This window comes from Micromonospora sp. WMMD967 (genome assembly GCF_029626165.1).
Taxonomy (GTDB): Bacteria; Actinomycetota; Actinomycetes; order Mycobacteriales; family Micromonosporaceae; genus Micromonospora; species Micromonospora taraxaci.
Map to the genome: position 1 here is coordinate 2,899,666 of NZ_JARUBK010000001.1, position 16,849 is coordinate 2,916,514.

General features: G+C 73.5%; 17 protein-coding genes. 6 read left to right on the forward strand and 11 right to left on the reverse strand.

The window, feature by feature from the left end; all coding sequences use genetic code 11:
* Positions 1-112: 112 nt before the first annotated feature.
* Entirely contained in the window at positions 113-640 is a 528-nt protein-coding gene (locus tag O7631_RS13595) for a DUF488 domain-containing protein (protein WP_278144545.1), read from the forward strand.
* Between the two features lie 9 nt (positions 641-649).
* Here O7631_RS13595 and O7631_RS13600 read toward each other — a convergent pair whose 3' ends face one another.
* The 3 genes from O7631_RS13600 to bioB are packed head-to-tail and all read right to left on the reverse strand — an operon-like array spanning position 650 to position 2,354.
* Positions 650-1,156, reverse strand: a complete 507-nt coding sequence (locus tag O7631_RS13600; protein ID WP_278144546.1) for a GNAT family protein — start codon at positions 1,154-1,156, stop codon at positions 650-652.
* Positions 1,157-1,161: 5 nt separating this feature from the next.
* Entirely contained in the window at positions 1,162-1,353 is a 192-nt protein-coding gene (locus O7631_RS13605) for a hypothetical protein (protein WP_269680393.1), read from the reverse strand.
* A gap of 5 nt (positions 1,354-1,358) precedes the next feature.
* Entirely contained in the window at positions 1,359-2,354 is a 996-nt protein-coding gene (gene bioB / locus O7631_RS13610) for a biotin synthase BioB (RefSeq protein ID WP_269680392.1), read from the reverse strand.
* 153 nt (positions 2,355-2,507) lie between these two features.
* Here bioB and O7631_RS13615 point away from each other — a divergent pair, with 153 nt between their 5' ends.
* The 4 genes from O7631_RS13615 to O7631_RS13630 are packed head-to-tail and all read left to right on the forward strand — an operon-like array spanning position 2,508 to position 6,783.
* A complete protein-coding gene (locus tag O7631_RS13615; RefSeq protein ID WP_278144547.1) occupies positions 2,508-3,704 on the forward strand; it encodes an 8-amino-7-oxononanoate synthase in 1,197 nt (398 codons plus the stop codon).
* Positions 3,701-4,426, forward strand: coding sequence for a dethiobiotin synthase (gene bioD, locus O7631_RS13620; RefSeq protein ID WP_278144548.1), 726 nt, complete (start codon positions 3,701-3,703; stop codon positions 4,424-4,426). Before O7631_RS13615 ends, bioD begins: the two co-directional genes overlap by 4 nt.
* 36 nt (positions 4,427-4,462) lie before the next feature.
* Positions 4,463-6,109 (forward strand): histidine kinase, encoded by a 1,647-nt coding sequence (locus O7631_RS13625; protein ID WP_278144549.1) that lies wholly within the window; start codon positions 4,463-4,465, stop codon positions 6,107-6,109.
* Positions 6,106-6,783, forward strand: a complete 678-nt coding sequence (locus O7631_RS13630; protein WP_278144550.1) for a response regulator transcription factor — start codon at positions 6,106-6,108, stop codon at positions 6,781-6,783. The genes O7631_RS13625 and O7631_RS13630 overlap by 4 nt, the downstream gene beginning before the upstream one ends.
* Positions 6,784-6,818: 35 nt before the next feature.
* Here the strand turns inward: O7631_RS13630 and O7631_RS13635 are convergent, their stop codons facing one another.
* The 5 genes from O7631_RS13635 to O7631_RS13655 form a co-directional block, all read right to left on the reverse strand.
* On the reverse strand, positions 6,819-7,589 hold the full coding sequence (locus O7631_RS13635; RefSeq protein WP_278144551.1) for an ABC transporter permease subunit: 771 nt from the start codon (positions 7,587-7,589) through the stop codon (positions 6,819-6,821).
* Positions 7,586-8,518: an ATP-binding cassette domain-containing protein gene (locus O7631_RS13640; protein ID WP_278144552.1), complete on the reverse strand. Its 933-nt coding sequence runs from the start codon at positions 8,516-8,518 to the stop codon at positions 7,586-7,588. Before O7631_RS13640 ends, O7631_RS13635 begins: the two co-directional genes overlap by 4 nt.
* Positions 8,519-8,602: 84 nt before the next feature.
* Positions 8,603-9,460 carry a polysaccharide deacetylase family protein gene (locus tag O7631_RS13645; protein ID WP_278144553.1) on the reverse strand — a complete coding sequence of 286 codons (858 nt, stop codon included), beginning with the start codon at positions 9,458-9,460 and terminating at the stop codon, positions 8,603-8,605.
* 24 nt (positions 9,461-9,484) lie between these two features.
* Positions 9,485-10,663, reverse strand: coding sequence for a cytochrome P450 (locus tag O7631_RS13650; protein ID WP_278144554.1), 1,179 nt, complete (start codon positions 10,661-10,663; stop codon positions 9,485-9,487).
* Positions 10,664-10,672: 9 nt separating this feature from the next.
* Positions 10,673-11,341, reverse strand: a complete 669-nt coding sequence (locus O7631_RS13655) for a 50S ribosomal protein L11 methyltransferase (RefSeq protein WP_278144555.1) — start codon at positions 11,339-11,341, stop codon at positions 10,673-10,675.
* 151 nt (positions 11,342-11,492) lie between these two features.
* On the opposite strand from O7631_RS13655, the gene O7631_RS13660 reads away from it, so the two are divergent.
* A complete protein-coding gene (locus O7631_RS13660) occupies positions 11,493-12,380 on the forward strand; it encodes a hypothetical protein (RefSeq protein ID WP_278144556.1) in 888 nt (295 codons plus the stop codon).
* Between the two features lie 44 nt (positions 12,381-12,424).
* Here the strand turns inward: O7631_RS13660 and O7631_RS13665 are convergent, their stop codons facing one another.
* The 3 genes from O7631_RS13665 to O7631_RS13675 all read right to left on the reverse strand — a co-directional run bounded on the left by O7631_RS13665 (position 12,425) and on the right by O7631_RS13675 (position 16,848).
* A complete protein-coding gene (locus O7631_RS13665; protein ID WP_278144557.1) occupies positions 12,425-15,355 on the reverse strand; it encodes a M36 family metallopeptidase in 2,931 nt (976 codons plus the stop codon).
* 228 nt (positions 15,356-15,583) lie between these two features.
* On the reverse strand, positions 15,584-16,165 hold the full coding sequence (locus tag O7631_RS13670) for a TIGR03086 family metal-binding protein (RefSeq protein WP_278144558.1): 582 nt from the start codon (positions 16,163-16,165) through the stop codon (positions 15,584-15,586).
* 80 nt (positions 16,166-16,245) lie between these two features.
* Positions 16,246-16,848, reverse strand: a complete 603-nt coding sequence (locus O7631_RS13675) for a TetR/AcrR family transcriptional regulator (RefSeq protein ID WP_278144559.1) — start codon at positions 16,846-16,848, stop codon at positions 16,246-16,248.
* Between the last annotated feature and the right edge of the window lies 1 nt (position 16,849).

Consider the following 16,849-nt stretch of genomic DNA (forward strand, 5'->3'; position numbering starts at 1 on the left):
ACACCGGTTCCACGAGATCTTGGACAGTTGCCGTTCGCGTTGGACGGTAACTGTCCAAGATCTCGCCGGCGCCCGGGGATAACCTCCCGGCATTGCGGGCAAAGGCAAACCCGTGGGGGAGTTGCTGACCGTCGGGCACGGCACAGCCGACCGGGTGCGGCTGGGTGAGCTGCTGACCGCCGGCGGGGTGGCTCTGCTGGTCGACGTCCGGCGGTACCCGGCCAGTCGTACCAACCCCGACGTCCGCCGCGAGGAACTCCAACGGTGGCTACCCGAGTACGGGATCGACTACCGCTGGGAGCCACGCCTCGGCGGACGCCGGCACGTCCCGGCCGGAGAACCCGAGCCGGACACCTGGTGGAAGGTCGAGGCGTTCCGGGCGTACGCCGCGTACACCCGCACGTCGGAATTCGACACGGCGCTGACCGAGGTGCTGGCCGACGCGGCAGGGCCGACCACGGCGGTCCTGTGCAGCGAGAGCCTGTGGTGGCGCTGCCACCGTCGGCTCATCGCCGACGTCGCGGCGCTCGGTCGCGGAACACCTGTGGCGCACCTCATGCCGGACGGGCGGCTCAGCCCCCACCAGCCCGCCGAGGGCGCCCGCCGACTGCCCGACGGGCGCCTCTGCTGGGACGGTTGACCCGCCCGCTCACTCCACCAGGTCGTCGGCGAGCAGATCCATCAGCAGACCGTCGTGCCACCGCCCGTCCTCGCCCCGCTCGTAGCGGCGCAGCACCCCCACCGGACGGAAACCCACCTTGGCGTACGCGCGGATCGCGGCGCTGTTCGCCGCCGCCGGGTCGATGGTGAAACGGTGATGGCCGTACTCGTCGATGAGGTGCCGGGCCAGGGTGCGGATCGCGTCCACGCCCAGACCGGCGCCGCGCACCGCAGGGTCGAGGAAGACGTCCAGGCTGGCGTGGCGGTAGTCCGGGTCGGCCTCGGCGTACCACTGGATCGCGCCGACCACCCGACCGTCGTGCTCGATCGCGTACACGTGCAGGTCGTCGTCGCCGAGGTCGGCGCGTACGGCCCCGGTCAGGTCGTCGCTGCCGCGCCACCACCGGCGCACCTCCGGGTCGGCGCGGATCGCCGCGAGGGCCTGCACGTCCGCTGCCGTCGCCGGTCGCAGGGTCACCGCCCGCCCACGCAGCATCGGCGTCAGCCCCGCACTTCGCCGTGCTCGACGCAGATCGCCGACCAGCCCACCGGCAGCACCTGGACCTTCATCCGTCGTCGGCACCGGGGGCAGAACCGGGGCGGCTCCAGCTGACGGGCCGTGGCGCAGGCCGGGTGGGCGGCGGCCGTCGCCGGCTCACCGCACCTGTCACACCACAGCCCGGTCGTCGTCATCGTGGTCACAGGGTGGCGGAGAGGGCCTTGACCGGCATCTTCAGCTCGTCCAGCAACTCCAGGTCGGCGGTCGCCGGTCGACCCAACGTGGTCAGGTAGTTGCCGACGATCACCGCGTTGATGCCACCGAGCAGACCGTCGCGGGTGCCCAGGTCACCGAGGGTGATCTCCCGGCCGCCCGCGTACCGCAGGATGGTGCGCGGCATGGCCAGCCGGAACGCGGCGATGGCCCGCAGCGCGTCCTTGCCCTCCACCACCGGCCGGTCACCGAGCGGGGTGCCCGGGCGCGGGTTGAGGAAGTTGAGCGGCACCTCGTGCGGGTTGAGTTCGGCGAGCTGCGCGGCGAACTCGGCCCGCTGCTCGACGGTCTCGCCGAGGCCGAGGATCCCGCCGCAGCACACCTCCATGCCGGAGTCGCGGACCATCCGCAGCGTCTCCCAGCGCTCCTCCCAGGAGTGCGTGGTGACGACGTTCGGGAAGTAGGAGCGGCAGGTCTCCAGGTTGTGGTTGTAGCGGTGCACACCCATGTCGACCAGGTCGTCGACCTGCTCCTTGGTGAGCATGCCCAGCGACGCGGCGACCTGGATGTCGACAGCCGCCTTGATGGCGGCGACGCCCTCGCGCATCTGCTTCATGAGCCGGGCGTCCGGACCGCGGACCGCCGCGACGATGCAGAACTCGGTCGCCCCGGTCGCGGCGGTCTGCTTCGCCGCCTCGACCAGCGACGGGATGTCCAGCCACACCGAGCGCACCGGGGAGGTGAACAGGCCGGACTGCGAACAGAAGTGGCAGTCCTCCGGGCAGCCGCCGGTCTTCAGCGAGACGATTCCCTCGACCTCGACCTCCGGGCCGCACCAGCGCATCCGCACGTCGTGAGCGAGTTGCAGGGCGGCGGGAAGGTGCTCGTCGGGCAGATTCAACACGGCGAGGATGCCGGCCTGGTCGAGGCCGACACCGTCACCGAGCACCTGGGTCCGGGCCTGGTCGAGGATCTCTGGCATGGCTCGTACCCTACAAGGCGGCCCGACCGGCCGGAATGACCTGGCAGCCCCTATACCTGCCGGCGAGTGGGATCGGTCGGACGTCGGCGGCGGGTGGTAATTTCGCCCGGCGGGTGTCGGGCTGACCGGCACGGACGGCGGTGAAGGGGTGACGTGGCGGACTGGCTGGCGGCGCTCGACCGCCGCGCGGATCTGCGGGCGAAGGCTGGGCTGACCCGGCGACTGCTTCCGCGTCCCGCCGCCGACGGGATGACCGATCTGGCCGGCAACGACTACCTCGGCCTGGCCACCCACCCGGAGGTCACCGCCGCGGCCGCGGCGGCGTTGTCGGCGTACGGGCTGGGGGCGACCGGGTCGCGCCTGGTGCGGGGTTCCACCGACGCGCACGAGGCGTTGGAGACCGAGCTGGCGCAGTGGCTGGGCACCGACCGCGCTCTCGTGTTCTCCTCCGGTTACCTGGCGAACCTGGGTGCGCTGCGGGCCCTCGTCCAACCTCGGACGCTGCTCGTCTCGGACGCGCACAACCACGCCTCCCTGATCGACGGCTGCCGGATCTCCGGTGCGGAGACGGTGGTCACCCCGCACGCCGACGTGGACGCGGTGGCCGCCGCGCTCGCCGCCGCCCCGGGGCGCCCGGCGGTGGTGGTGACCGAGTCGGTGTTCTCCGTCGACGGTGACCTCGCCCCGCTGACCCGGCTGCACGCCGTGGCCCGCCGTCACGGCGCGCTGCTGCTGGTCGACGACGCGCACGCGCTGGGTGTGACAGGTCCGGCCGGCGCCGGTGGAGTGGCGGCGGCGAAGCTGGCCGGCGAGCCGGACGTGGTGGTCACCGCCACCCTGTCCAAGGCGCTCGGCGGCGCGGGTGGCGTGGTGGCCGGCCCGGCGGAGTTCGTCCGGCACCTGATCGAGACGGGGCGTACGTTCATCTTCGACACGGCCCTGCCCCCGGCGGTCGCCGCCGGTGTGCACGCGGCGCTGCGGCTGACCCGGGCCGGCGACGACCTGCGCGTGGAGCTGGCCGACCGGGTGGCGTTGGCGGTCGGCCGACTGCGGTCGGCGGGGCTGACGGTCTCCGCGCCGGACGCGGCGGTGATCTCGGTGACGGCTCCCGGCCCGGAGGCGGCGACGGCCTGGGCCGCCGACTGCCGGGACCAGGGTGTCGCGGTGGGATGCTTCCGGCCGCCGTCCACCCCGGACAGCCGGTCCCGCCTGCGACTCACGGTCAGCGCCGGGGTGCCGCGGGAGGCGTTCGAGCGGGCCCTGGAGGTCATCGTGGACTCTGCACCCGTGAGCGCGAGGGGTGAGCCGGGTTTGCGAGCCCCGCAGTCGCGAACAAAGGTCGCGCAGTGACCGGGTGGGAAGGGGCGGTCCTGGTCACCGGGACCGACACCGAGGTCGGCAAGACGGTGGTGACGGCGACGATCGCTGCCGCCGCGCAGGCCGCCGGGTTGCGGGTGGCGGTGGTCAAGCCCGGTCAGACCGGTACGGCGGGCGGTGAGCCGGGCGACGTGGACGCGGTCAACCGGCTGGCGGCCCCACTGACCGGGCGGACCCTGGCCAGTTATCCCGATCCGCTGGCTCCGTTGGCTGCCGCCCGGGTCGCCGATCTGCCGCCGTTGGAGCTGTACACGGCGGTGGACGCGGTGCGTGACGAGGTCGACAAGCACGACCTGGTGCTGGTCGAGGGCGCGGGTGGGCTGCTGGTGCCGATGGGGCTGCGTCCGTCGGGGGAGCCGTGGACGATGGCCGACCTGGCGGTGTCGTTGGGCGCGCCGGCGGTGGTGGTGGCCCGTGCCGGGTTGGGGACGCTCAATCACACGGCGCTGACCCTGGAGGCGCTGGACCGGCGTGCCGTGCCGGCCGGTGTGGTGATCGGCGCCTGGCCGGCGCGGCCGGAGCTGGTGCACTGGACGAATCTGACGGATCTGGTGCCGAACCTGCTCGGCGCGGTGCCCGACGGCGCCGGTGCGATGGACCCGGGGGTGTTCCGGCGGTCCGCCCCGGGTTGGCTCACCCCGGCGCTGCACGGTGTGCTCGACGACTGGCGGGTCTGGGCCGAGGAGAGCGGCTGAACACCTGACTTTCGTCGGTGTCCGCGCAGGTCGGGCGTGGGTAGCCTGACCGCCGTGCGGATCCTCGACTCCTCGTGGCCGGGCTGGCTGGACCGGCGGCGTCGCCTGCTGTCGGACCTGCTGCTCTGGGCGGTGGTGGCCGCCCCGGTCGGTTACGCCGGGTTCAGCCCGCCTTACGCGCCGCACGCGGTGCCGCTGACGCTGGCCAAGGTGTCGCTGCTCGGCGCGGCGGTGGTGGCGAGTCGACGTCAGCCGTTGCTCGCCCCCGTGCTGGTGGTGCTGGGGTCGGTGGTCGACGGCAACTTCGTGTTCGCGATTCCGGTCTTCAGTTACCTCGCCGGGCGGCGTGCCGCGTCGGTGGGGCCGGCGGCCGGTGTCTTCGTCCTGATCGTGGGCGGCGGCACGGCGCTCAACCTGGGGCTGCTCGGCACCGGCGCGGCCACCTGGTTCCTGCTCGCCTCGGTGCTGCTCTTCGCGGCGGTGTTCCCCTGGTTGGTCGGCCGGTACCGGCGTCAGCAGCAGGAGTTGGCGGACGCCGGTCGGCGGCACGTGGAGGCGTCGACCCGCGAGCAACGCGGTGCCGCCGAACGGATCCGGCTCCGCGAGCGGGCCCGGATCGCCGGGGAGATGCACGATTCGCTCGGTCACGACCTCAGCCTGATCGCGTTGCGGGCCGCCGCCCTGGAGGTCGCCGCCGACCTCGACGACCGGCACCGGGCGGCGGCGGGGGAGTTGCGGGCCAGTGTCTCCGCCGCCACCGAGCGTCTGCACGAGATCATCGGGGTGCTCCGTGAGGAGGGGGGCGCGTCGGTGCGGCCGAGCGGGGAGACCGTCGCCGAGCTGGTCGAGGGTGCCCGGGAGGCCGGCATGGCGGTACGGATGGAGGCGATCCCGGCGGTCGCGGAGCTACCGGCGATGACCGGTCACGCCGCCCACCGGATCGTGCGGGAGGGGTTGACCAACGCCGCCCGGTACGCGCCCGGCGCTCCGGTCGAGGTGTCGGTGACCCGCGCGGGTGACCGGGTGGAGGTGGCCGTCGTCAACGACGCGCCGCCGGCGGGGCCGTTGCCGGCTCCGCCGTCGCAGGGCAGCGGGTTGCTCGCCCTCGCCGAGCGGGTCCGTCTCGCCGGTGGAACGTTGCACGCGGGCCCCCGTAGCGACGGTGGTTTCGCGGTGCGGGCGGCGTTGCCGGTCACCGGGCCGGTGGAGAGCGCGACTGGCACGGGCCCGGTGGGCCCGTCCGACCCGGCGCTGCCCGACCCGGCGCTGCCCGACGCGGCGCTGCTCGACGCGGCGCTGCCCGACTCGATGGGAGAGCCCGGCCCGTCGGAGCGGCCGGTGGACGCGGAGCGGCGTCTGCACGACGCCCGCCGACGGGTGCGGCGCAGTCTGCTGGTGGCTCTGCTGGCACCGGTCGGGTTCGCCCTGGTGCTCTCGCTCGTCTACTACCCGGTGGCGACGGCGGGCACGGTGCTGGACCGGGCCACCTTCGAGCAGATGCGTCTCGGTACGGCCCGCTCGGAGCTGGCCGGCCTGCCCCGCCGGCAGTTGGAACGCCCGACGACCGCCGACCGGGACGGCTGCGAGTACTACACCGACGGCAACTTCCCCCTGGCGCAGCCGACCTGGCGGCTCTGTTTCACCGACGGCCGGTTGGCCAGCAAGGAGTGGATCGCGCAGTGAACAGCGACACGGCCGGCGCGCAGCGGGTCCGGGTGGTCCTGGCCGACGACGAGGCGATGATCCGCGCCGGTGTCCGGGCCATCCTCGCCGCCGATCCCGGTATCGAGGTGGTCGCCGAGGCCGGCGACGGGCACGAGGCGGTGGAGCTGGTCCGCGCGCACCGACCTCGGGTCGCGTTGTTGGACATCCGGATGCCCCGGTTGGACGGTCTCGCGGCGGCCGCCGAGATTCGTCGGGTCGTGCCGGAGACCGCGACGGTCATGCTGACCACGTTCGGCGAGGACGACCACGTGGCGCGGGCGCTCGGGCACGGCGCGAGCGGCTTCCTGCTCAAGGCCGGCGACCCGCGTGAGTTGATCGCCGGGGTGCGCGCGGTCGCCGACGGTGGCGCGTACCTGTCGCCGACCGTGGCCCGCCGGGTGATCGAGCTGGGCGCCGGGCGGTTGGCCCGCCGACCCGTGGCGCGGGACCGTACCGCCGGATTGACCGAGCGGGAACGGGAGGTGCTGGCCCTGGTGGGGGCGGGGTTGTCCAACGCCGAGATCGCCCGCCGGCTGCACCTGGTGGAGGGCACCGTGAAGAGCTACCTGACCAGCATCTTCACCCGCTTGGACGTGCGCAACCGGGTGCAGGCGGCGATCCTCGCGTACGAGGCGGGGCTGGTCGACGGCTGAGCGAGGGCCGGGCAGCCCTCGCTCAGCCGCTGTCGTCAGGCGTCGCGGCGGCGCAGGACGGCCCGGCCCAGCAGGAGCGCGGCACCCGCCCACCCGGCGAGCAGGAGCAACCCGACCAGCCGTGGATACGGAGCGGCGTCGCCGGACATGAAGTGACCGCCGGCCACGCCGGGGAACACGTCGGCGATGCGGGTCAGCACGTCGATGTCCGGCTCCTGGAGGGACAGCGGCACGATCATCAGTGTCGCCAGGAGCACGGTGATCGTCAGGACCGCGCTTCGCAGCGCGGCGCCGAGACCCAGCGCGAGCACGCCGATCAACGCCAGGTAGACCGCCACCGCCACGATGTCGCCGATCGTGTCGGCGGCCGGGGCGCTGCCCCACTCGCCGAGCACCGGCCGGGCGACCAGGGCGCCGACGACGCCGAGCAGCAGACCGAGGGCGAAGGTGACAGCTGCGGCGACCACTGCCTTGCCCAGCAGTACGTGACCACGCGACGGGGTGCACTGCAACGTGCTCCGGATGGTGCCGCTGGTGAACTCGGAGGTGATCGCCAGCAGGCCGAGCGCCAGCACCACGTACTGGGTCATCTCGACCGAGTCGATCAGCACACTGCCGACGGTGACGACACCGGCGTCGTCGGCCGGATCGTCGTTGGTGTTGCCGTTGGCGACGTAGATGGCCAGTTGGCCGGCGCCGGCGGCCGTCACCAGCAGCCCGGCCAGAGCCGTCCACCAGGTGCTCCGCACCGAGGAGAGCTTGGTCCACTCGGCGGCCACGATGCCACCGCGGGTACTGGTGCTCATCGCGCGCCACCTCCGGTCGGTCCGCCCGCGTACTCGACGCTGTCGGCGGTGAGTTCCATGAACGCCTCTTCCAGCGACGCGCCGTGTGGGCTCAGCTCGTGCAGTCGTACTCCCAGGTCGTGGGCCAGGTCGCCGACCTGGTCCACTGTCGCGCCGGTGACGGTCAGCTCGTTGCGGTCGGCGGCCGTGACTGTCGCGCCGGCCGCGGTGAGGCGCGCGGCGAGGGCGGCCAGGCCGTCCGGGTGCGGGCTGCGGACCCGGACCGCGACGGCGCTGCCGGCGATCACCTCGTCGGTCGGCGCGTCGGCGAGCAGCCGGCCCCGACCGATCACCACGAGCTGGTCGGCGGTGAGCTGCATCTCGCTCATCAGGTGGCTGGAGACGAAGACCGTCCGTCCCTCGTCCGCCAGCGAACGCATCAGGTGACGTACCCAGCGCACCCCGTCCGGGTCCAGGCCGTTCACCGGCTCGTCGAACATCAGCACCGGTGGGTCGCCGAGCAGCGCGCCGGCGATCCCGAGCCGCTGGCCCATGCCGAGGGAGAGGGTCCGCCCGGGTTTCCGGGCGGCCCGCCCGTCCAGGCCGACGGTGTCCAGCACCTCGTCCACCCGGCGGGTGGGGATGCCGTTGCTGCGGGCCATGGCCAGCAGGTGCGCCCGGCCGGATCGGGTCGGGTGGATGGCCCGCGCGTCGAGCAGTGCCCCCACCTCGTGCAGCGGGCGGCGCAACTCCCGGTACGCGTGCCCGTCCACCAGGGCCTGCCCGGCGGTGGGGCGGTCCAGCCCGAGGATCATCCGCATGGTGGTGGACTTGCCGGCGCCGTTGGGGCCGAGGAACCCGGTGACCCGACCGGGCGCGATGTCGACTGTCAACGCGTCGACAGCGACCGTCGCGCCGAAGCGTTTCGTCAACCCACGTAATGTGATCATGCGTTGACGCTAGGCGAGCGGTGGGCTGTCGCACCGCGCCCGAACGGCACCTCCCGACCCTGACTTTCGTCGAGCCCGGCGGGCTCAGAGCACGTAGTCCTCCAGCAGCGCCGGGGTGAGCCCGGCACGGTGGATCGCCTTCAGCGCCGCGAGGAGGTCGTCCATCAGCGCCGGCCGGAAGTGCATGAGCAGCACGTCACCGGGTCGCACCACCTTCTCCGGGGTCTGGTAGCGCACCTTCCCCTCGTGGACGGTCTCGGTCCAGTGCACCACCGCCTTCGCGCCGCAGTCGTGGGCGGCCCTCAACGTGGTGCTGTCGTGTTCACCGAACGGTGGGCGGAACAGCGTCGCCCGTCTGCCGAACAGCGCCTCCAGCCGGTCCGCCGCTCCGCAGATCTCCCGCTTCTGGTAGTCGTACGACCGGCCGGCCAGCGAGTTGTGGTTGATGGTGTGGTTCTCGACGACCCCGCCCGCGACCTGGATCTGCCGGAAGTACTCGGGGTACTCCTCCGCCGCCGGTGAGTTCAGGAACATGGTGACCGGGATGTGCGCCCGCCAGACGAAGTCGGCCACCTCGCTCGGGCGGGCCAGGCCGCCGTCGTCGATGGTGATGAACGCGACCTTCTGGTCGGTCGGCAGGCGGTGCCAGAACGGGGCCGCGCCGGTCGTGGGCAGCGGCAGCGGCACCGGTTGCGGCGGCGGTGCCTCGGGGAACGTTGGCACCTGGGACAGGTACCAGTCCAGGCTGCCGGGAGCGGGCTTCGCCGTCGGGGACGGCGAGGCGGACGGAGAGGTGGACGGCACGAACGGCGAGGCGGACGGGGTCGGCTGGTGCGCGGAGATCCGCCGGGCGTGCGCCGGGCCGGTTGTGCAGCCACTCAGCACCAGCAGGGCCAGAAGCGTTACGGCGGCGAGGCTTCGACGAGCCGGGGTCGCTGACACGCCCGGAAACCTACCGAAGTGACGTCAGGCCGGTGTGACCGGTGAACGCCGGACGACGAAGGCGTCGGGCATCCGGAAGGTGAGGTTGTCCGGGCACCAGGGCGGACGGACCACCCGCACCCCGTCCAGCAGCGGCGTGGCCTCGGCCACCACCACGGCCGCCTCCATCCGGGCCAGCACGTCGCCGACACAGCGGTGCGCGCCCGCCCCGAACGCCAGGTGCCGACGTGACCCGCGCTGGCCCGGGCGGAACTCGTCGGGCGACTCCACGACCGCGGGGTCCCGGCCGGCGCGACCCAACCACAGCACGAGGCTGCTGCCGGCCGGCACTGCCGTCCCACCCAGGGTGCTGTCCGTCGCCGCCACCCGCCGCCAGGTGACGATCGGCGGCTCCAGCCGCAGCCCTTCCTCCACGACGTCGGCGACGGAGACCTCGCCGCTGCGCAGACCGGCCCGTACCGCCGGCTCGCCGGCCAGCCGGTGCAGCAGCAGGGTAAGGAACTGGGAGGTGGTCTCCTGCCCGGCGACCAGCAGGAAGAACAGCGCGCCGACCACCACGTCCGGCGGGTGCCCGGCCGCGCGCAACTCGGCCGCCAGGCCGCCGCCGGTGGCGGCGAAGTCCCGCAGTACGTGGTGGAACCGGCCCACCTCGGCGGCGAGCGCCACCTGCCGGTCGGCGTCCAGCGGTGCCCAGAACAACTCCAGCGCGGCGCGGGCGAACTCCTTGACCGCGCCGACCGGGGCGTCCGGCAGCTCCACCAGCCGGGCCAGCACCAGCAGTGGCAGGTCGGCGGCGAGGTCCGCGTACAGGTCGACCGACTCGTCGGCGTCGAGCGCGGCGGAGAGCCGGGCGACCCGGTCCCGCACCAGCGCGGTGAGCCACTGCCGTTGCGCGGCGACCCGGGAGGGGTGCAACGCGTCCGCGACGATCGTCCGGATCCGTGGATGGCTGACGCCCGAGTTGTTGGCGAGGGTCGGCGGTAGCCGGAACCGGTGCCCGGCGAGCACCCGCAGGGCGGTCACCGGCATCGGCGTCACCGCGTCCAGCGCGTTGTCCGGCCGGTAGGTGACCGGGTCGCCGAGGACCTGACGGACCAACGCGTGTCGGGTGACGACCAGGTGGGTGCCGCCGACGTGGTCCGGCACCCGGGCCACGTCCGGCCACGCGGGGTCGGCCACCTGCGCCCAGCTGCGGAACAGCACCCGGACACGCTAGCCGGAGGCCCCCGGCAGCCCGGCCCGCAGTCGCCAGACGGTGGTGCGCTTCACCCGGACGCTCTCCAGCACCTCCGGCACCGGCACGTCGTACACGGCCAGCTCGTCGAAGCGGTCCCGGGGCAGGAACGCCCGGTCGGGGTCACCGACGAGCACCGGTGCGCCGGCCCGGGTGGCGCGCAGCAGGAACCGCAGGAACCGGCGAGCCATCGCGTCGCTGTAGAAGACGTCGCCGGCCAGCACCACCTCGGCGTCCCCCGCGTCGCCGTCGAGGATGTCGCCGAACTCGGCGTCGACGCGTACCCCGTTGGCCTCGGCGTTGAGCGCGACGGCCGCGACCGCCAGCTCGTCGACCTCGACGGCCCGCACGGACGCCGCTCCGGCGCGGGCGGCGGCGATGGCCACCAGACCGGAGCCGGAGGCGAGGTCGAGCACCCGGCGGCCGGCGACCAACTCCGGGTGGTCGGTCACGTAGCGGGCGAGGGCCTGCCCGCCGGCCCAGGCGAACGCCCAGAACGGTGGCGGCCGGTCGGTGGAGAACTGGCCCTCGGTCAACTCCCACAGCCCGATCGGCTCGTCCGCCTGGTGCAGGCGAACCTCGGGGACGAACGCGACGGGGGTGAGCCGGGCATGCAGCCGGACGAACGTGCTGGAGAGCTCGGACACGTCACCGATTGTCCCAGCGGCCCGGCTCCGGGCGTGTCGCGGGGGAGTCGTGACCGGTTCACCACGGTCGGTGAAAACCCCTCCCGTCCTTACCGCCCGGTGCGAACACACCCGTCTGGTCGGCCCCTCGCGCGGCTCCTAGCGTTGCCCAGTGGAGGCGACCGAACGGAGGGCGGCGGTGGTGACGGTGTGGCGGTACGCGGTGCGGGTCGGGGTGGTGCTGGCCTGTCTGAGCGGGGTGGAGCTGGCAGTTGCCGCTCCGGCGCAGGCGGCGTTCACCACCGAACTGAGTGGGCTGCCGGCCCGGTTCACCGCCGGTGAGCAGGTACGCACGGTGTCCGCCGTCGTCTCCCGCACCGATCGGCGCGGAGGCTGCGTGAAGGTGCGCTGGTCGATGGTGCTGAGCGTGCAGGGCCTTCGACTCGACCAGGTCAAGATGGACCGGGTGGAGGAGGCCGGGGACTTCCCCCTGGACATCCGCACCGAGGGCGACGTCGCCCGGTTGACCGACCGACAGCTCGACCCGGGCACCCTCTGCCCGGGCCGCACGGTCACCGCCCGCTACCGGGTGGCCTTCGCCGAGGACGTCACCCCGGGACGGGTCACCCTCGCCGCCGAGGCGTACGACGCCAACTCGCGCCTGTTGGCGCGGCAGACCGCCACCCGTTCGGTGGTGGCCGCGGGTGGCGCCCCGACCAGCAAGCCGAAGCCGAGCGTCACCCCGACGGAGCCCACCGACCCGCCGAGCGAGCCGGCCGAGGAGGAGAGCACGGCCGGGGAGGAACCGGCCGCGGACTACCCGGTCGACGCCGCGCCGCCGGCCGCCGGCCGCCCGGTGTCGCAGTCCGGTGGGTTCGGTGCGGTGCAGGCCGCCTTCCTGCTCGGCGCGCTGCTGCTCTTCCTCGGCATGGGGTTGCTGCTGCGGCTGCGGCACCTGACCCGGGCTCCGGGCGACGAGGCGGACGAGGCCGACGGCCCGCCGGTGGACCGGCGGTGGGAACGCCCGACCGTCGACAGGTGGCGGCCGGCCCGCCGCTGATCGAGGACGTGGGGGCCGGCGACCTGCCGCCGGCCCCCACTGTGTCACTTCGAGAACGCCTGGAACTCGGCGATCCGGACCTGGGCACGGGCCGGGCTGGCCGTCGCGCAGTCCGTCGTCGTCGCCGGGTCGGCGTCCTGCTCGCCCGCGTACTGCGGGCCGCCGGTGCACTGGCTGGCCAGCACCTCCAGCCGCAGGTGGGTGGCGACGGTGGTGGGCACCGCGAACGTCCGCAGGTTGATGTCCCTGCTGTACGCCCGGTACGCCCCGCCGGGGAACGCGTCGTCCGCGCTGGTGTAGATGCGCTTCCACCGCGCCGGGTCCGCGCAGTCGGTGGTCGTCGCGTCGCAGGCGGACACCGCGAACGAGCGCAGCGCGCTGAGCGCGTTCTGGCTGCCGGTGTCGGCGTCACCGGTGATCGCCGGGCGCAGCATCGCGCTGACGTTCACCCGCTTGACAGTGTGCGGGCCGTCGCCCGGCAACGCCACGGTGAGCTGCCGGCCGGCCACCCCGTCCAGCGAGGCCCAGTTCGTCGCCTCGGTGTCGTCGCCGATCCGGTCCAGGTTGACCCCGTCACCGGTGATCGTCGCCCCGGACGCGGTGGACGCCAGGTTGCGGCTCATCCGCAGGTCGACGTAGCCCTGTTTGCCGGCCGTGGCGACCACGCTGAGCCGCTGGTGGCCGAAGCCGGGCGCGACCGCCAGCAGGTCGTACGTGCCGGCCACCAGGTCCACGGTGTCCGGGATCGGCGTGGCCGGGTCGGTGTCCGCGATCGGTGTGGCCCGAGCCTCGTACGCCCCGACGTACACCCGGATCGGCGCGTCGGCGCTGTCCCCGCGCGGGCGCAGGGTGAGCGTGGCGTTGCCGCCGCGCGGTGAGGCGAAGCTCGGCGTCGGGTCGGTGTCGCCGGCGCCGTTGGTGGCGGCGTCCTGGCCCATTCCGGAGCGGGCGAACTCGGCCCAGATCAGGTCCTGGTTGGCGCCGCCGAAGCGGAGCAGGTCGGCGGTGAGCATGTTGTCCCGCATGTCGAGCATGCTGACCTGGCTGGCGGCCTGGAGCAGGAACGAGTCGAAGACCAGCTGCGACCAGCGCCGGTTGCCCGGGCACTGGTCGGCGGCGACCTTCCCCTGTGCGCAGTCGAGCTGCCGCTGCGGGGTGCCGAGGCCGTACCGCTTCACCAGCGCGGAGCGGACCCGGAAGTTCGTGGCGCCCCAGATCTCCCCGTCGGCGTGCACGGCCGGTCCGCCGGTGTTGTAGCCGATGTCGGAGTAGTTCAGCGGGCTGCGGCTGAGGTCGTAGTTGCGGATGCCGCTGACCAGGTTGCCGGTGACGTAGCCGCCGGTGATGAAGGGCGTCTCGCCGGGTGCGCGCAGCCCGTGCTGGAACAGGTACTCGGCGGCGAGCAGGTCGCCCCACGACTCACCCATCGCCCCGCCCTGGTGGCCGCTGATGCCGCTGTCCGGGCCGGCGATCATCCGGTTGGTGATCGCGTGGGTGTACTCGTGGCCGATCACCGTCATGTCGTAGTCGCCGTCCACGCACGGCGGGTACGGCCCGCCGGCCTGCGGCTGCCACAGGTACATGTTGGTGGTCGGCGGCAGCCCGTCGCGCGGGGTGCCCTGGTTGGCGTTGTTGCGGTTGCCGGTCAACGCGCCCTGCTGGGCGCGGCCTTGCTCGGCGTCACCGCCCAGGCCGGACGGGGTGAGGTTGACCGCCTGGAGGTTCCACGCCGACTCGGTGAAGCCCAACTGGTACGACCAGTCGTGCATCCGGTTGTGCATGGCGAACAGGTTGGCGATCGAGGCGTCCGCGTCGTTGCGCTGGGCGGAGGTGAACACCTCCGGGTTGCACTTCGCCTGGTGCCACTGGTCGGTGAACGGGTATTCGTAGCGGCGTTCCGGGCTGGTGGGGGCCGGGACGACAGGGGTGTTCGCGCCCCAGGAGAGCACCGTGTTGGCCGAGTTGCCGCGCGAGGTGTACGTCGGCGTGCCGGTTGCCGCGTCGACGTCCCACGGCTGGCCGGTGGCCGGGTCGCGGGAGGCTGCCACACAGCCGGGCACCGGGTCGGCGCACCACCGCACCCGGGGGTCCTGCCCCGGGCCGAGGTCGCGGGGCGGGGTGGCCGGGAAGACCGCCCAGCTGGGGTTGTCGGAGTCGTAGTCGACGAGATCTTCGCGGACCAGCACCTGCCCGGTGGTGCCGTCCACGTAGGTGGTGAACGCGGCGGGGTGCTTGGTGTCCGCACCGATCATGGTGACCTCGTACGCGGCCCGTGGCCCGTCCACCGGGGTGGGTACGGCCACCGCCCGGATGGTGTGGCTGGCCACCGCGTCGGCGGTCAGCCCGGCGTCGACGAGCGCGGCCGCGTACGCCTGCTCGGGGGTGCGGGTGGCCGGGGCGGGGGTGCCGCCGTCGCGGGCCAGCGAGGAGCTGACCGAGAGCACCGTGCCGCCCGCGACCGCGAGCGTGACGAGGCCGTCCGGCCCGGCCGGCAGGTCGCCGAAGCGTTGCCGGAGGGTGACCACGGCGCCGCTGCCGATGGGCCGGACCAGCACGCGGTCCATGGCGGCCACCGAGGCGGCGTCCAGCCCGAACAGGTCGCGGTTGGCGGTCAGGTAGGCGCGGGCGGCGGCCTCGGGGTCGGCGGGCAGCCCGGTGGCGAGAGGGGTGCGACCGGGGCCGAGCGCCTGCGGGGTGCCGAGCCGGTTCCACCGGACGTCGGGGTCTGCGGTGCGGGCCAGGCCGCGCTGGCGGGAGTTGGGTGCCGCCGTACCGGTGCGGTTGTCGGCGTCGGCGGGCTCGTGGCCCTCGGCGAATGGTCCGGACGTGCGCTCGGCGGACGCGGCGTTGCCGGTGGGGGCCGCGGTGCTCACGCCGGTGGGGAGCAGCGCGGCGACCGTCGCCGTCGTCGCCAGGACGGCGATGAGCCGGCGTCGGCGCCGGCTCATCGGGGGTGACCACTCCGGTTGTGGCACGGGACCTCCTCGTGGGAGCGGGATGGCCGGCGGTCGCCGACCGTCGATGCGCGGTAACGCATGCGCATACGTGGATATCAGTCGATCGTGGTGGCGGCAAGGCCCGGGTAGGTCGGCAGGTCGCGGGATCACGGAAAGGCGAAGCCGCCCTCGGAGTGCCCCGGGGCGGTCGCGACGATCGGTGTGGGGAGGTGGGCCGGTGGTCGGCCGGCTACGGGTGCGGCGTGCTCAGTCGGTCGGCGCCCAGTCGGGGTCGCGGCCGAAGGCGGCCAGGAGGTGGTCCTGTTCGTCGGCGTCGTCGGGCACCCGTACCCCGGTGCGGACCAGGTTGTTGCGCCGGTAGTCGTCGATCTCCCCGGCGAACCACTGGGCGGCCACGTGCACCGCGTCCGGGTCGAGCCGAGGCTGGGCTCCGATCGCCACGGCCACGTCCCACCCGTGGATCAGGTGCTCGGCGAGGAGTTGCCGGAGGTATTCCGCGGCCGGTGTCTCGCCACCGGAGAGGTGTACGGTGCGGTCGATCGTGCCGGGGTGGGTGGCGGCGATCTCGGCCTGTGCGGCGGCCTCCCGTGCGGTCGAGATCGGGTCGCTGCCGAGCTGGTCGCCGTCGAGTCGGTCGCCGACCTCCGCGATGGTCCGGCCGGCGAGCAGCGGGACGCTCCACCGGGCCTCGGTGACCACGTGGTTGACGAGCGTGCGGACGTTCCAGTCCGAGCAGGGTGTCGGGTCGGACCACTGGCCGGGCTCGACCTGGTCCACCCGGTCGACGAACTCGGCCAGGCTCCGGCGGTACGCGTCCAGCAGATCCATGCTGCCGATTGTTCCGGGTCGGAGAGGTGGGGCGAGCCGTTTTGCCCGGCCTGGTTAGGGATTGGTGCTGTCTGCCCGGCTCAGTCCAGGTCGGCGGGGTCCAGACCGAGTTCCCGGGCGGTGACCAGCCGGACCCATTCGCCGAACTGCCGGCGGGAGATCACCCGGTCGTGCACGGCCAGTTGGACGGCGAGACCGTCCATGACGGCGCTGATCCGCCAGGCGGCCCCGTCCGGGTCGGCGCACTGGAAGGTGCCGTCGGCCACCCCGGTGGAGATCACCTCGGCGAGGTCCTGCCGCCAGCGCAGATCGAGTCGGCGGGAGACCTTCTCCAGCTCCGGTGTGCGCAGGGACTCGGACCAGCCGTCTATCCACATCGACCAGGAGGTTGCCCGCCCGGCCGGGGTGTAGAGCTTGAGGATCCGGCGGAGCTTGGTCAGCGGCGGGGCCGAGGAGCGGGTCACCGCGTCCAGTCGGGCCAGATCCTGCTCGACCGCGTACGCGAAGGCCTGCGCGAGCAAGCGTTCCTTGGTGGCGAAGTGGTAGAAGACCAGGGCCTGGCTCACGCCTGCCGCGTTCGCCACGTCCGCCGTTCGGGTGTTGGCCAGACCGCGCTCCACGATCACGTCGCAGGCGGTGCGCAGCAGGGCATCCAGGCGGATTTCGGCCGCACGTCTCGTCACG

What these genes read in the sequence shown, in the direction of transcription:
- O7631_RS13670 (WP_278144558.1), bottom strand. Translation starts at nt 16,165, where the DNA reads ATGGATCTGCTGGACGCGTACCGCCGGAGCCTGGCCGAGTTCGTCGAC.
- bioB (WP_269680392.1), bottom strand. Translation starts at nt 2,354, where the DNA reads ATGCCAGAGATCCTCGACCAGGCCCGGACCCAGGTGCTCGGTGACGGT.
- O7631_RS13640 (WP_278144552.1), bottom strand. Translation starts at nt 8,518, where the DNA reads ATGATCACATTACGTGGGTTGACGAAACGCTTCGGCGCGACGGTCGCT.
- O7631_RS13635 (WP_278144551.1), bottom strand. Translation starts at nt 7,589, where the DNA reads ATGAGCACCAGTACCCGCGGTGGCATCGTGGCCGCCGAGTGGACCAAG.
- O7631_RS13605 (WP_269680393.1), bottom strand. Translation starts at nt 1,353, where the DNA reads ATGACGACGACCGGGCTGTGGTGTGACAGGTGCGGTGAGCCGGCGACG.
- O7631_RS13600 (WP_278144546.1), bottom strand. Translation starts at nt 1,156, where the DNA reads ATGCTGCGTGGGCGGGCGGTGACCCTGCGACCGGCGACGGCAGCGGAC.